The 14,113-nt window shown below is 69.7% G+C and carries 12 protein-coding genes; 3 read left to right on the top strand and 9 right to left on the bottom strand.

Going from position 1 to position 14,113, the window contains the following annotated elements:
- The first annotated feature begins 37 nt into the window (after positions 1-37).
- Positions 38-655 carry a DedA family protein gene (locus tag ACZ3OF_RS06545; protein WP_467303185.1) on the top strand — a complete coding sequence of 206 codons (618 nt, stop codon included), beginning with the start codon at positions 38-40 and terminating at the stop codon, positions 653-655.
- On the opposite strand, the gene ACZ3OF_RS06540 is transcribed toward ACZ3OF_RS06545, so the two are convergent.
- The 3 genes from ACZ3OF_RS06540 to ACZ3OF_RS06530 all read right to left on the bottom strand — a co-directional run bounded on the left by ACZ3OF_RS06540 (position 618) and on the right by ACZ3OF_RS06530 (position 5,401).
- Positions 618-1,484: an HAD family hydrolase gene (locus ACZ3OF_RS06540; protein ID WP_361675191.1), complete on the bottom strand. Its 867-nt coding sequence runs from the start codon at positions 1,482-1,484 to the stop codon at positions 618-620. The genes ACZ3OF_RS06545 and ACZ3OF_RS06540 overlap by 38 nt on opposite strands.
- Before the next feature lie 92 nt (positions 1,485-1,576).
- The gene (locus ACZ3OF_RS06535; protein ID WP_467303183.1) at positions 1,577-4,150 is read right to left on the bottom strand and encodes a phosphoribosyltransferase; all 2,574 of its coding nucleotides are present in this window, start codon (positions 4,148-4,150) and stop codon (positions 1,577-1,579) included.
- A 9-nt stretch (positions 4,151-4,159) separates the two neighbouring features.
- Positions 4,160-5,401, bottom strand: a complete 1,242-nt coding sequence (locus tag ACZ3OF_RS06530; protein WP_361674872.1) for an HpcH/HpaI aldolase/citrate lyase family protein — start codon at positions 5,399-5,401, stop codon at positions 4,160-4,162.
- A 201-nt stretch (positions 5,402-5,602) separates the two neighbouring features.
- Here ACZ3OF_RS06530 and ACZ3OF_RS06525 point away from each other — a divergent pair, with 201 nt between their 5' ends.
- Entirely contained in the window at positions 5,603-6,499 is an 897-nt protein-coding gene (locus tag ACZ3OF_RS06525; RefSeq protein WP_361674870.1) for a TerD family protein, read from the top strand.
- A 9-nt stretch (positions 6,500-6,508) separates the two neighbouring features.
- Here ACZ3OF_RS06525 and ACZ3OF_RS06520 read toward each other — a convergent pair whose 3' ends face one another.
- The 6 genes from ACZ3OF_RS06520 to ACZ3OF_RS06495 form a co-directional block, all read right to left on the bottom strand.
- Positions 6,509-7,246: a TerD family protein gene (locus tag ACZ3OF_RS06520; protein ID WP_361674868.1), complete on the bottom strand. Its 738-nt coding sequence runs from the start codon at positions 7,244-7,246 to the stop codon at positions 6,509-6,511.
- Between the two features lie 95 nt (positions 7,247-7,341).
- Positions 7,342-8,487, bottom strand: coding sequence for a DUF475 domain-containing protein (locus ACZ3OF_RS06515; protein ID WP_361674866.1), 1,146 nt, complete (start codon positions 8,485-8,487; stop codon positions 7,342-7,344).
- Positions 8,488-8,517: 30 nt separating this feature from the next.
- Complete coding sequence (locus ACZ3OF_RS06510; protein ID WP_361674864.1) at positions 8,518-9,093, bottom strand: TerD family protein; 576 nt, start codon at positions 9,091-9,093, stop codon at positions 8,518-8,520.
- A gap of 96 nt (positions 9,094-9,189) precedes the next feature.
- Positions 9,190-9,765 (bottom strand): TerD family protein, encoded by a 576-nt coding sequence (locus ACZ3OF_RS06505; protein ID WP_352192241.1) that lies wholly within the window; start codon positions 9,763-9,765, stop codon positions 9,190-9,192.
- A 113-nt stretch (positions 9,766-9,878) separates the two neighbouring features.
- The gene (locus ACZ3OF_RS06500) at positions 9,879-10,337 is read right to left on the bottom strand and encodes a peroxiredoxin (RefSeq protein WP_260226461.1); all 459 of its coding nucleotides are present in this window, start codon (positions 10,335-10,337) and stop codon (positions 9,879-9,881) included.
- Positions 10,338-10,513: 176 nt separating this feature from the next.
- A complete protein-coding gene (locus ACZ3OF_RS06495; RefSeq protein WP_361434854.1) occupies positions 10,514-10,936 on the bottom strand; it encodes a DUF3052 domain-containing protein in 423 nt (140 codons plus the stop codon).
- 410 nt (positions 10,937-11,346) lie between these two features.
- Between ACZ3OF_RS06495 and aceE the strand changes: the two genes are divergently transcribed.
- A complete protein-coding gene (gene aceE, locus ACZ3OF_RS06490) occupies positions 11,347-14,079 on the top strand; it encodes a pyruvate dehydrogenase (acetyl-transferring), homodimeric type (protein WP_361674862.1) in 2,733 nt (910 codons plus the stop codon).
- Positions 14,080-14,113 lie beyond the last annotated feature (34 nt).

Raw genomic sequence — 14,113 nt, 5'->3', positions numbered from 1 at the left:
AGTCCCTGCCCGGCGCCCGCTTCCTAGCGTGGAAGCCATGGAAGCCTGGATCAACAGCCTCATGGACACCCTCGGCGCCCCCGGTGCCGGGCTCGCCGTCGCCCTGGAGAACCTCTTCCCGCCCATCCCGAGCGAGGTCATCCTGCCGCTGGCCGGATTCGCCTCAGCGACCGGGCGGATGGACCTGTTCGCCGCCCTCCTCTGGACCACGGCCGGCTCGGTGGCCGGCGCGTGGGCCCTCTACGGCGTCGGCGCGCTGCTCGGCCGGGAACGTACCGTCGCCATCGCCGCCCGGCTGCCCCTGCTGAAGGTCTCCGACATCGAGCGGACGGAGGCGTGGTTCGCCCGGCACGGTACGAAGGCGGTCTTCTTCGGCCGGATGGTGCCGATCTTCCGCAGCCTCATCTCAGTCCCGGCAGGCGTCGAACGCATGCCGATGCCCGCCTTCCTCCTCTTGACGACGCTCGGCAGCGCGATCTGGAACACCGCCTTCGTGCTCGCCGGCTACGCGCTCGGTGACAACTGGGAGGAGGTCACCGGGTATGTGTCGGTCTACTCGAAGGCGGTGCTCGCGGTGGCCGCCGTGGCCGTCCTGGGCTTCGTCGGGACGCGGCTGCTCAGGCCGGGTCGGGGAGCGCGGCGGGGGACCCGTTGAGGAGCTGCGCCGGGATGGCGGCGGACGCCCGGTGGTCGGCCACGGCCGCCCGGAAGCGGCGGAGGATCTCCTCACCGGCCGCCACGCCCCGCTCCGCGAGGACGTCGAGGTGCGCGGCGGTCCAGGCGGTGTCCGCGAGTTCGCCGTGGCCGGGGCGCCAGGCACGGTCGGCGGCCAGCAGGAGGTCCGCGTCGAGCAGCGAGTCCCCCGCGGCCAGGACGAGGTCCGCGCCGCAGCGGCGGGCCACCTCGCGCATCGCCGCGCTCTTGGTGAGCGGCTTCGGCACGGCGTACACCTTGCGGCCCTGGAGCGAGACCGTCCAGCCGCGGCCCTCCGCCCACTCGCCGAACCGCTTCAGCCACTCCTCCGGCATCCGCTCCCGCTCCACGACGAGATACGCGAACAGATCCTCGGCGACCCGGTGCTTGCGCACCCAGGACAGGTCGGTGGTGGCGGTGAAGTACGCACGGATCTCGGCGAGCGGCGCGCACTCCTCGGCGATCCCGCGCACCACGGACTCGTGCCAGTCGCGGTCGGCGATGCCGTCGACGAGGATGTGCCCGCCGTTGGCGCAGATCGCGTACTTCGGTGCGGTGCCGGGGAGTTGGATGCGCTGGTACTGCTTGCGCGTTCGGGTCGTGGTGGGTACGAAGACCGCTTCGGAGCCCAGCCGTTCGAGCAGCACGGCCGCGTCCTCGGTCATGTACGACAGCGGCTTGGACTCGTGCACCTCCACGCTGAGCAGCCGGGGCGCCTGGGCGTCGGGCATGCCGAGCGCGAGGGCGGCGGAGGAGTAGATCAGCGTACGGTCGAGGTCGCTGGCGACCATCACGGAGCCGCTGCCCGAGGGTGCCGACGCGATCGAAGTCGCCGGAGCGGCCGAAGCCGTCGCACTCACCGAATTCACCGGAGTCACCGAAGTCACTGGGAGACCACCGCCTTTCCGTCGGCGCCCGTGGCGCCTCTCGTGAACTGAGGGTGGATCAGCCCCACACAGGTGTACGGGAGTCCGTCGACCTCCTCGACGGGAACCCCGCGCTGCTCGGCGAGGAGGCGCACGTGGGCGAGGTCGGCGCCCGCGTCGCGCTGGGCGAGGATCTTCCAGGGGACGCGGCGCAGCAGGACCCGGGTGGTCTCGCCGACACCGGGCTTGACCAGGTTGACGTCGTGGATGCCGTACTCCTCGCTGATCCGCTCGACGGCGGCCCAGCCCTCCCAGGTGGGCGTGCGGTCGGCGGCGAGCAGCTCCTTCACTCCCGTCGCGACGTCCTCGGCCACTTCGTCGAAGCGGGCGGCGACGGCGTCGAGGAAGGCGTTCGAGACGTCGGCGCCGGCCAGCTCGCGGTAGAACTTGCCGCCGTGGAAGTCGTCCGGGCCGACGAGGTCGGCGCGCAGGACCGTACGCGATATCAGTCCGGAGACGGTCGAGTTGAGGCAGGCGGAGGGGATGAGGAAGTCCTCGCGGGTGCCGTACGTACGCACGCAGGAGCCGGGGTCGGCGAGGACCGCGATCTCCGGGTCGAAGCCGGTGATCCCCTCGACGCGCTCGAACTCCTTGACCGCCTCGGCCAGTTCGCGGGTGATGGCGCCCTTGCCGGTCCAGCCGTCGACGAAGACGACGTCGGCCGGGTCGTGGTGGGCGGCGAGCCAGCGCAGTGCGTTGGCGTCGATGCCGCGGCCACGGACGATCGAGACGGCGTAGTGGGACAGCTCGAGGTCGTGGCGGGCCTGGGCCCAGCGGCGCATGAGGACGCCGACGGGGGTACCGGCCCGGGCGAGGGAGACGAGCACGGGCGTGCCGGTCTTCTCGGCGAGGACGGTCTCGGTGACGGTGCCGACGGCGCGGGCGATCCGGGCGGCCGAGGTCTCCAGGGCGGCGTGGAAGAGCTCCTGGTACTGGGCGCTCGGCTGGTACTCGACCGGCAGCGACTCCGCGTAGTGGGCGCCGCCGCTCTGGATCGCCTCCTCGCGCTCCTCGGTCGGCGCCTCCAGCTCGACGTCCGAGAGGTCCTGGAGCAGCCAGCCGACCTCCTCGGGGGCGTACGAGGAGAAGGCGGGGCCGCGGAGGGGCTCGGGCAGCATGGAGCTCCTTTCGGGAGCTTGGGTGGCTTCGGGAGCGGAGGTGACTCGGGTGGCTCGGATGGCTCGGGTGGCTCGGGTGGCTTCTTGGGGGGCTTCCGCGGGCGCCTCCGGGGCCTGGGAAGCCTCGACGGCCCGCTCCGCCCCGCACTCCGGCACGTACGACGGGACCACCGCGAGCACCACGTGCGGGATGTGGGCCGCGAGCTGGGCCAGCAGGCCGTCCGGGGCGTGCAGCTCCGGTGTGTCGGCGACGGAGTCGACGACGGCCACGACCGCGTCGAAGCCGGCGCCGGCGACGTTGTAGGCGTACCGCTCTCCGGGGCCGTCCGCGGGCTCGTCGTGGGCGGGGAAGACGAGCCGGGTGCGTATGGCGTAGCCCGGGTCGTCGACCGCGAGGACCGGGGAGCGGGTGGTCGTGGAGTACGAGACGTCCCGGCCGGCGCGCTCCAGGGCGACGGCGAGCCGCAGCGGCGCGTACATCAGCTCCTCGAAGCCGAGGACGAGTATGCGCCGCGCGCCGCCCAGAGCGGCGCCGAGGCGCTCGGTCATGGCCGGGAGGGCGTCGTTCAGGGCGGCCGCGTGGGGCGCTGCGAAGCCGTGGCGGCCCCCGTCAGGTATCGAGGTCGGCCAGCCGAGCTCGACCCGCACAGGGGCCGTCAGGGGCGTCCTGGGGGGCGGAACGGCCCCGTCCGGGGCCTCCGAAGCGGTCTCGTGGGCGGCGACGAGCGCCTGGCCCTTCTCCAGGACGCCGTCCGGCAGTCGTACGGTGCCGGTCGCGCCGGTCACCAGGTCGACGCGGGCGCCGATCTCCCGGGCGAAGGCCTCCAGCCGGCCGAGGTCCTCGGCCGAGCGCATGTCGACCAGCGCCACGACCACGTACCGCTCGCGCGGGAAGCGTTCGTGCAGGTCGCGGATGGTGTTGAGGACGGTGTTGCCGGTGGAGAACTCGTCGTCGACGAGGACGAGCGGCCCGTCGCCGGCCAGCAGCTTCGGGTCCTCGGGGAGCAGGAGGTGCGAGGTGGCGTGGGAGTGGGACTCCTCGAAGCCGCCCGCGCTCGCCACCCCGTCGACGGGCCGGCGGGTGGAGTGCAGGTAGGGCGCGAAGCCCAGTCCGTCGGCCACCGAGTGGCCGAGGCCGGTGGCCGTCTCCGCGTAGCCGACCACCACGCTGCGCGCGGCCTCGTCCCGCCCGAGCAGGTCACGCACCCGCAGGCCGAGCGAGAACCCGGAGCCGTAGACGACGCCCGGCCGCTGCGGCACGTGCTTGCCGAGCACGTTGGAGACCAGCAGATGCGCGCGCTTGGGGTTGCGGCGCAGTGCGAGGCCCAACAGGCCGGGGAGCTCCTCGCCGCCGATCAGTTCGACGCCCAGTCGCTCCGCGACCCACGTTCCCGACCACACCACGTCGTCCATCACCTTCCGTCAGCCGGCCAGTCCGGCGGTGAGCAGATCCACGAAGCCGACGTCCTCCTTGGCGACGCCGAAGACCTCGGCGCGCAGGAGGGTCCGTTCGGCCCACGCGCGATGCGGCTTCACCTCGTTCATCTTGTTCGTGTACGCGGAACGCATCACGCCGCCCCCGCCGCGCTCGGGCCGCAGGATGTCCTGCGCGTCGCTGAACTCCTCGTGGCTGACCACGGAGAGCGCGTGCACGGGCACCACGTGTGTGGGGTGGATGCAGGTCTTGCCGAGCAGGCCGTTGGCCCGGTCGAGTTCGATCTCGCGCAGCAGCCCGTCGAGGTCGTGCTCGATGAGGGCGGTGCGCAGGTCCTCGGCGCTGCCCTCCAGGAAGGGGCTGCGGCGCAGCTGGGGCTTGAACATGCGCTCGCCGAGCCGGAAGTACTCCCAGACGGGTCCGGTGATGGTGAAGCCGGTGCCGTCGGAGCGGCCGAGGACGTTGACGACGTCGGCGATCACATGGGCGACGAGCTGGACGTCGTACGCCGTCATGTCGGGGGAGCGGCGCAGTCCGTAGGCGGAGCAGAAGTCGGTGACGCCGAGGCGCAGGGCGAGGACCCGCTCCCGGTGCTTGTCCACGGTCGCGGCGATCCCGGCGAGGGTCTCGGCGCGGGTCTCCAGGTGCAGGAGCTCGGGAGACTCCAGGACGGGCATGGCGAAGAGTCGCCGTCCGCACGCCCTCTCGGCGGCGGTGAGGGCCTCCAGGAAGACGCGTCCGCGGGTCTCGGTGAACTTCGGCAGGACGAATCCGGACAGCAGGCGGACGTCGCCCCCGAGGCGTGCGACCAGATCGGTGATCTGGTGGGGTTCACGGACCCGGATGAAGAGCAGGGGCACGTCCCGGGGGGCGAGTCCGTCCGTCGTGGCGGCGCCGTCGGCCGGGGAGCCGCCGGCATCGGAGCCTGCCGCGAGGCCCGGCGTGAGGCCCCGTGCGAGGTCCGCGAACTGGTTCACGAGGTTGGTCTCGGCGGCCTCCACGTCGGCGTCGGCGATGGAGTCCTCCAGGCAGAGCACCATGGAGACGACCCCGCGTGCGGCCTGTTTGCGCACGTCGTCGGCGAGCCGCGGCCGGGTGGCGGGGCTGTAGAGAGTGGCCCCCAGGGCCACGGCGAGCGTGCTCGCAGGGGAGTCGGCCGTGAACTCGGCCGGCTCCTGGTGGAACAGCCCGGCCCGCATGGCGGACGGGATGTGCCCGAAATGACGCAATGTAACTCCCCCGACTGCCTCTGTGGCCGTGACGACATGTGGCCGGTAATAGTACGTAGGTACGGGTGTACTCAGTTCCCTTCGAGTATGAAATCCAGGTAACTCGTCCGCATCCGTCGCATGCCGTGTACTTCCCCGAATGTCGCGACGCGCGGATCGGTACGGCCCCCGCGTTGTCCGGCGGTCGGCCGGGAAGGCAGGATGACGGTCATGACGCACGCGATGCTGAAGGGCTCCAACGTCCCTCTCGACACCGCGGCCGTACGGGCCGTGCTCCGCTGGACCCCGGGCCCCGGGGTCCCCGACGTCGACGCCTCCGCGCTGCTGCTGGGCGCCGACGGGCGCGTGCGTTCCGACGAGGACTTCGTCTTCTACAACCAGCCGCGCCACCCCTCCGGCCTGGTGCGCCGTCTGCCCAAGAAGCGGGTGACGGAGGGACTGACCGACACGGTCGAGGCCGATCTCGGCGGGCTCGACCCGACGGTCGACCAGGTCGTGATCGCGGCCTCCTCGGACGGCGACACCTTCCGTTCCGTCTCCGACCTGCGGATCCTTCTGTACGACGCGGGTGCGCCGGACCGGGAGCCGCTGGCCCTCTTCGACGTGAAGGCGGAGACGGGCGAGGAGACGGCGATCATCTGCGGCGAGCTGTACCGGCGCGGGGACGGCTGGAAGTTCCGCGCGGTGGGGCAGGGCTACCCGACCGGCCTCGTCGGGCTCGCCACCGACTTCGGGATCTCGGTCGACGAGGCCTCCGAGGACACCGACGGCTCCGAGGCCCCCGGTGGCCCGGGGAGCTCCGACGGCTCCGGTGCGCGGGACGCCGGCTCGGCCGGGGCTCCCGTCCAGGCACACGATTCGGCCACTCGGACGGTTCCGCCCGTCCCGGATCTCGACGCGACCGTCGTCCATCCGCCCGTGGCCGTGCCACCGCAGCCGACCAGTCCGCCCGCGCCCGTGCCGGCCTACGGTTACCCGCAGCCGGTCGCGTCCGACCGGCCGGCGTACGGCTATCCCCAGCCCGCCGCGGCCGCCGCGCCCGCCCCGGACCCGAACTTCCGGATGCCGCCGATGGGCCCGCAGTTCGTCCGCCCGTAAGCGCATCGCCTACGCCTTGGTCTTGTAGCCGCGCCCCCACTGCAGGCCCCAGCCGTACAGCCGGTCCAGCTCCGCCTGGAAGCCGTACACGAACTTCACCTCACGGCGGACGATCAGCTCGTCCTTGACCTTCTCGACGGTGAAGACCGCGCAGGAGCGGGCCTGCGGGGCGCGCTCGTCGAGTTCGATCTCGATCCTCGGTCCGTTGCTGGGATAGAGCGTCACCTTGGCGTGCGTCCGGTCGAAGGCCGGGGTCTGGTCGTAGATGTAGACGAAGAACAGCAGGCGCTTGATCGCGTCCCGGTGGTCGAGGTTGACGAAGATCGTCTCGCCGGACGAACCGCCGAACCGGTCGTCGCCGCTCAGGTTCACGTACGGCGCCGCGTTCAGGGACCCGAAGAAGCCGCCGAGCGGCTGCACCACGCCCTTGCTGCCGTCCGCGAGCTCGTACATGCAGCCGAGGTCCAGGTCGACGTTGACCATGCTCTGGGTGTGCGCCTGGACGACCTCGGGCTTGAAGAGCTTCGAGGGGTGGCGGAGCAGTTGGCCGCTCTGGCGTGAGCGGCCGTCGATGTCGGAGGTGCGCATCCGCCAGGAGAGGTTGACGCGCAGATTGCCGGTGGCGGCGCCCTGTTTGGTCAGGGAGACCGTCGGGCGCCGTTTGGTGAGGTCGATGGTGTTGCTGGAGGCGCTGCCCGAGTCGAACTGCGCGGCCCTCCCCGGAAACAGGCCGTCGAAGAAGCCCATGTGCCCCACCCCCCACTCGAAACCTGGTCAGACGCGGCGGGGCGGCCGGGTGCACCGGCCGCCCCGCAGTGAAGCGTTCCTCATTGCCGGGGGTGTCACACCCCGGACGACACCTCGGTCTTGCCCGAGGAGTCAGCTTTTCCCTCGGCCGCCGCCAGGGCCCTGTTGCGCCGGACGGAGGACCAGAAGGACCAGCCGATCAGGGCGACACCGATGAGGCCGGTGACGACCTCGGGGATCTGGTAGCGGATGGAGATCATGAGGATCACGGCGAGCGCGCCGATGGCGTAGTGGGCGCCGTGCTCCAGGTAGACGTAGTCGTCGAGGGTGCCCTGGCGGACCAGGTAGACCGTCAGCGAACGGACGTACATCGCGCCGACGCCGAGGCCGAGCGCCATCAGGACGATGTCGTTGGTGATGGCGAAGGCGCCGATGACACCGTCGAAGGAGAACGACGCGTCGAGGACCTCGAGGTACAGGAACATGAAGAACGCGGCCTTGCCGGCCATCTGCACGGCGGAGACCTTCTTGCCGCTGCGCTTGGCCTCCTCCTCGGCCTCGTGCTCGCGCTCCTCTTCCTCCTCCAGCTTGTTCTCGAAGTAGCCCGAGAGACCGCCGACGACGAGGTACGTGATGAGGCCGAAGACGCCCGAGAGCAGGACGGTCGCCGCCTTGTCGACGTGCGTACCGCCGTGCTGGTGGGCCTGGGTCGCGAAGGTCATGGCGCTGGCCGCCAGGACGATCAGGGCGATGCAGACCGACAGCATGTCGATCTTGCCGAGCTTGGCCAGCGGGCGCTCCAGCCAGCCGAGCCACTTGATGTCACGGTCCTCGAAGATGAAGTCGAGGAAGATCATCAGCAGGAACATACCGCCGAAGGCGGCGATCGACGGGTGAGCGTCGGTCACGAGCTGCTCGTAGCGCTCGGCGTCGTTGAGGGCGAGATCGACAGCCTCGATGGGGCCGATCTTGGCGCTGATCGCGACGATCACGACGGGGAAGACCAGCCGCATGCCGAAGACGGCGATGAGCACACCGATGGTGAGGAAGATCTTCTGCCAGAAGGCATTCATCTTCTTCAGGATTCCGGCGTTGACCACCGCATTGTCGAAGGACAGCGAGATCTCGAGGATGCACAGGATCGCGACGATCCCGAACGCTTCCCACCCCCCGTAGAGCACCGCTGCGACCAGTCCGAGCGCCGTGATGGCGAACGACCAGCCGAAGGTTTTCAGAACCACTGTCTACCCCATCGTTTTAAGTACGCGGCTTTACGAAACGTTGACCCCGAAGTCTAGAGCGATGCCCCGGAGTCCGGACGCGTACCCCTGCCCCACCGCCCGGAACTTCCATTCACCCCCGTACCGGTACAGCTCACCGAAGATCATCGCAGTCTCGGTGGAAGCGTCCTCGGAGAGGTCGTAACGGGCCAACTCCTGGCCGTCCGCCTGGTTCACGACGCGAATGAAGGCGTTGCTGACCTGGCCGAAGGTCTGGCCGCGATTGTCGGCCTCGTGGATCGAGACCGGAAAGATGATCTTGTCGCAGTGGGCCGGGACCTTGATGAGATCCACGATCAGCGACTCGTCGTCGCCGTCACCCTCGCCGGTGAGGTTGTCGCCGGTGTGCTCGACGGAGCCTTCGGGGCTCTTGAGGTTGTTGTAGAAGACGAAGTACTCGTCGCCGAGCACTCGTCCCGACTGGCACAGCAGGGCGCTGGCGTCGAGGTCGAAGGGCGCTCCGGTGGTGGAGCGCGCGTCCCAGCCGAGGCCGACCAGCACCTGGGTGAGGTTGGGTGCGGCCTTGGAGAGGGAGACGTTGCCTCCCTTGGCGAGCGTGACGCCCATGTGTGTTTCCTCCCCGGTGAACTGCGATGGTCGTGCTGATGAGGCACGTCCGGCGCCGCACGGAGTGTGCGACGCCGGACGGATCGGACTGTCGGATCAGACGTTGACGCCGAAGTCCTGGGCGATGCCGCGCAGGCCCGAGGCGTACCCCTGGCCGACCGCGCGGAACTTCCACTCCTCGCCGTTGCGGTACAGCTCGCCGAAGACCATGGCCGTCTCGGTCGAGGCGTCCTCGGAGAGGTCGTACCGGGCGATCTCGGCACCGCCGGCCTGGTTCACGACGCGGATGAACGCGTTGCGCACCTGGCCGAAGGACTGCTGGCGGTTCTCGGCGTCGTAGATCGACACCGGGAAGACGATCTTGGCGACATCGGCGGGCACCGTGGCCAGGCTGACCTTGACCTGCTCGTCGTCACCCTCGCCCTCACCGGTGAGGTTGTCACCGGTGTGCTCGACCGAGCCGTCGGCGCTCTTCAGGTTGTTGAAGAACACGAAGTCCTGGTCGTTGCGGACCTTGCCCTCCGCGCTGACCAGAATGGCGCTGGCGTCGAGGTCGAAGTCCGTCCCGGTGGTGGTACGGACATCCCAGCCCAGACCGACGGTGACGGCGGTCAGGCCAGGGGCCTCCTTGGTCAGCGAGACGTTGCCGCCCTTGCTGAGGCTGACTCCCACGAGTCCCTCCATGTGGTTTCCAGGGGCAGCGCCCCCGTCGTGCGTTGGCATCGGATCAACGAGTGGATCCTAGTGAGGGGTTCCCGGCCTGGACAGACGATTCGCCCCGATGCTCAGAGAGTGTCGAGCGCCTTGAGGTAGTCGTTGAGGTCGCGGGCGTCCGGAAGGGCGTTGACGACGGTCCAGCGGACGACGCCCTCCTTGTCGATGATGAACGTGCCGCGCACCGCGCAGCCCTTGTCCTCGTCGAAGACTCCGTACGCACGGGAGGCCTCGCCGTGCTTCCAGAAGTCGGAGAGGAGCGGGTACTCCAGGCCCTCCTGGTCGGCGAAGACGCGCAGGGTGTGGATCGAGTCGTTGGAGACGGCGAGGAGCTGGGTGTCGTCGTTGACGAACTTCGGCAGGTTGTCGCGCAGCTCGCACAGCTCGCCGGTGCAGACGCCGGTGAAGGCGAAGGGGTAGAAGAGCAGGACCACGTTCTTCTCGCCCCGGTAGTCGGAGAGCCTCACGGTGCGGCCGTGGTTGTCCTTGAGCTCGAACTCCGGCGCCTTCGTGCCGACCTCGATCGCCATGGCGTACGTGTCCCTTCACTGGACCGAACAGGTGAAGGCCCAGCTTAGAACCCCGCCGAAGACCCACGTCCCCACCACGCACCGAGCCGCCCGGCGGCCCACCGCGTCGCGCGGTCCCCACCACGCACAGAGCCCCCACCGGACGGGTCCGGTGGGGGCTCCTGCTGCTTGGGGGATCAGCGCTTGGGTGCGACCAGGCGGCTGCCCGCCCAGTCCTTTGCCACGCTGATGCTCTTGGTCTGGGAGAGGCCGGCGGTCTGCGCGGCGTCACTGATGTCGCTCGGCTCGACGTAGCCGTCTCGGCCCGTCTTGGGCGTCAGCAGCCAAACGACCCCGCCGTCCTCCAGCAGGCCAATGGCATCGACCAGGGAGTCCGTCAGATCTCCGTCCTCGTCGCGGAACCAGAGCACGACTGCGTCAGCGACGTCGTCGTAGTCCTCGTCCACAAGGTCCGACCCGATGATGGACTCGATGCCTTCGCGGAGATCGAAATCGACGTCGTCGTCGTAACCGATCTCCTGGACCACCTGTCCGGGCTCGAACCCCAGCCTCGCTGCCGGGTTGGTCCGCTCCTCCGCGTGGTCCGCGGTCGCGCTCACGGCTTGCCTCCTGATCATGTATCGGAAAATGCTTCGGCCACGCGCGTACGCGCGGCGCTGGCCGTAGTCCACACGGGCTGGGCGGATCGCGCAAGTACCCGGCCGCCGAGACCGCCGAAACGGTGACGTTTGGGGCCGTCTCGCCGCATCTTCCGGCTCGCTTCCACTCCGCTCCGTGACGTACGGCACACGCTTGGTCCTGTTTTACGGTGTTCCGCGGCTTCAGTCTGCCGAACGTGCTGACGAAACGCATGCGCGGGTTGGGCGTAAGGTTGCGATTTGACCCAACCAGGCGCCCAGCGGGGGTTACCCCTCGGTAGAGATGACGTTTGACACCGACGGGGTACACGATGGACATCCCGGCCGGCGTCCCGGCCTCCGTGGGCTCCACCGAACAGCGAAGGAACAGCGTGGCTTCCGGATCCGATCGCAACCCGATCATCATTGGCGGCCTTCCCAGCCAGGTCCCGGATTTCGATCCCGAAGAGACCCAGGAATGGCTCGACTCCCTCGACGCGGCGGTCGACGAGCGGGGTCGCGAGCGGGCCCGCTACCTGATGCTCCGCCTGATCGAGCGCGCCCGCGAGAAGCGCGTCGCCGTGCCCGAGATGCGCAGCACGGACTACGTGAACACGATCGCGACCAGGGACGAGCCGTTCTTCCCCGGCAACGAGGAGATCGAGCGCAAGGTCCTCAACGCGACCCGCTGGAACGCGGCCGTGATGGTCTCGCGCGCGCAGCGCCCGGGCATCGGGGTCGGCGGCCACATCGCCACCTTCGCCTCCTCCGCCTCGCTGTACGACGTCGGCTTCAACCACTTCTTCCGCGGCAAGGACGAGGGCGACGGCGGCGACCAGATCTTCTTCCAGGGCCACGCCTCGCCCGGGATCTACGCGCGCGCCTATCTGCTCGACCGGCTGTCCGAGACGCAGCTCGACGCGTTCCGCCAGGAGAAGTCCAAGTTCCCGAACGGGCTCTCCTCGTACCCGCACCCGCGGCTGATGCCGGACTTCTGGGAGTTCCCGACCGTGTCGATGGGCCTCGGCCCGCTCGGCGCGATCTACCAGGCCCGGATGAACCGCTACATGGAGGCGCGCGGGATCGCCGACACCTCCAAGTCGCACGTCTGGGCGTTCCTCGGTGACGGCGAGATGGACGAGCCGGAGTCGCTCGGCCAGCTGTCCATCGCCGCCCGTGAGGGCCTGGACAACCTGACCTTCGTCGTCAACTGCAACCTCCAGCGCCTCGACGGCCCGGTGCGCGGCAACGGCAAGATCATTCAGGAGCTGGAGTCGCAGTTCCGCGGCGCCGGCTGGAACGTGATCAAGCTCATCTGGGACCGCTCCTGGGACCCGCTGCTCGCCCAGGACCGCGACGGCATCCTGGTCAACAAGCTGAACACCACGCCCGACGGCCAGTTCCAGACGTACGCCACGGAGACCGGCGCGTACATCCGCGACCACTTCTTCGGCGACGACCAGCGGCTGCGCTCGATGGTCGAGGGCATGTCGGACCACCAGATCCTGCACCTGGGCCGTGGCGGTCACGACCACAAGAAGATCTTCGCGGCCTTCGCGGCGGCCAAGGCCCACAAGGGCCAGCCGACCGTCGTCCTCGCGCAGACCGTCAAGGGCTGGACGCTCGGCCCGAACTTCGAGGGCCGCAACGCGACCCACCAGATGAAGAAGCTGACGACCGACGACCTCAAGCGCTTCCGCGACCGTCTGCACATCCCGATCACGGACACGCAGCTGGAGAACGGTCTGCCGCCGTACTACCACCCGGGCCGGGACTCCGAGGAGATCCAGTACATGCACGACCGCCGCAAGGCGCTCGGCGGGTACGTCCCGACGCGCGTAGTGCGGGCGAAGCCGCTGGTCCTCCCCGAGGAGAAGACCTACGCCCCGGTGAAGAAGGGCTCCGGCCAGCAGTCGATCGCCACCACGATGGCCTTCGTCCGGCTGCTCAAGGACCTGATGCGGGACAAGGAGATCGGCAAGCGGTTCGTGCTGATCGCGCCCGACGAGTACCGCACCTTCGGCATGGACTCGTTCTTCCCGAGCGCCAAGATCTACAACCCGCTCGGCCAGCAGTACGAGGCCGTGGACCGCGAACTGCTGCTCGCCTACAAGGAGTCCCCGACCGGCCAGATGCTGCACGACGGCATCTCCGAGGCCGGCTGCACGGCCTCGCTGATCGCGGCCGGTTCGGCGTACGCCACGCACGGCGAGCCGCTGATCCCCGTCTACGTCTTCTACTCGATGTTCGGCTTCCAGCGGACCGGCGACCAGTTCTGGCAGATGGCCGACCAGCTCGCGCGCGGCTTCGTGCTCGGCGCCACCGCCGGCCGCACGACGCTGACCGGTGAGGGCCTCCAGCACGCGGACGGCCACTCGCACCTGCTCGCCTCGACGAACCCCGGCTGTGTCGCGTACGACCCGGCCTTCGGCTTCGAGATCGCGCACATCGTCCAGGACGGCCTGAAGAGGATGTACGGCCCCGACGCCGAGGACGTCTTCTACTACCTGACCGTCTACAACGAGCCGATCCAGCACCCGGCCGAGCCCGAGAACGTGGACGCCGAGGGCATCCTCAAGGGCATCTACCGCTACAAGGCGGGCGAGGCCGGAGCGATCCCCGCGCAGATCATGGCCTCCGGTGTCGCCGTGCCGTGGGCGATGGAGGCGCAGCGGATCCTCGCCGAGGAGTGGAACGTGCGCGCCGACGTCTGGTCGGCGACGTCCTGGAACGAGCTGCGCCGCGAGGCCGTCGACGTCGACCGGCACAACCTGCTCCACCCGGAGGAGGAGCAGCGCGTCCCGTACGTGACGCGCAAGCTGTCCTCCGCGCAGGGCCCGTTCGTCGCCGTCTCCGACTGGATGCGCTCGGTTCCGGACCAGATCTCCCGCTGGGTGCCGGGCACCTACACGTCGCTCGGCGCGGACGGCTTCGGCTTCGCCGACACGCGGGGCGCCGCCCGCCGCTACTTCCACATCGACGCCGAGTCGATCGTGCTCGCGGTCCTCACCGAGCTGGCCCGCGAGGGCAAGGTCGACCGGTCGGCGCTGAAGCAGGCCGTGGACCGCTACCAGCTGCTCGACGTGGCCGCCGCCGACCCCGGCCCGGCCGGCGGAGACGCGTAACGGCGCACACGTGTGGTGTGGGTGCGGGGGCTGA

It is taken from the genome of Streptomyces sp. NPDC022552 (genome assembly GCF_055561875.1).
This window is presented reverse-complemented; position numbering and strand designations above follow the sequence as displayed.

What these genes read in the sequence shown, in the direction of transcription:
- ACZ3OF_RS06545 (WP_467303185.1), top strand. Translation starts at nt 38, where the DNA reads ATGGAAGCCTGGATCAACAGCCTCATGGACACCCTCGGCGCCCCCGGT.
- ACZ3OF_RS06540 (WP_361675191.1), bottom strand. Translation starts at nt 1,484, where the DNA reads ATGGTCGCCAGCGACCTCGACCGTACGCTGATCTACTCCTCCGCCGCC.
- ACZ3OF_RS06535 (WP_467303183.1), bottom strand. Translation starts at nt 4,150, where the DNA reads ATGGACGACGTGGTGTGGTCGGGAACGTGGGTCGCGGAGCGACTGGGC.
- ACZ3OF_RS06525 (WP_361674870.1), top strand. Translation starts at nt 5,603, where the DNA reads ATGACGGTCATGACGCACGCGATGCTGAAGGGCTCCAACGTCCCTCTC.
- ACZ3OF_RS06520 (WP_361674868.1), bottom strand. Translation starts at nt 7,246, where the DNA reads ATGGGCTTCTTCGACGGCCTGTTTCCGGGGAGGGCCGCGCAGTTCGAC.
- ACZ3OF_RS06510 (WP_361674864.1), bottom strand. Translation starts at nt 9,093, where the DNA reads ATGGGCGTCACGCTCGCCAAGGGAGGCAACGTCTCCCTCTCCAAGGCC.
- ACZ3OF_RS06500 (WP_260226461.1), bottom strand. Translation starts at nt 10,337, where the DNA reads ATGGCGATCGAGGTCGGCACGAAGGCGCCGGAGTTCGAGCTCAAGGAC.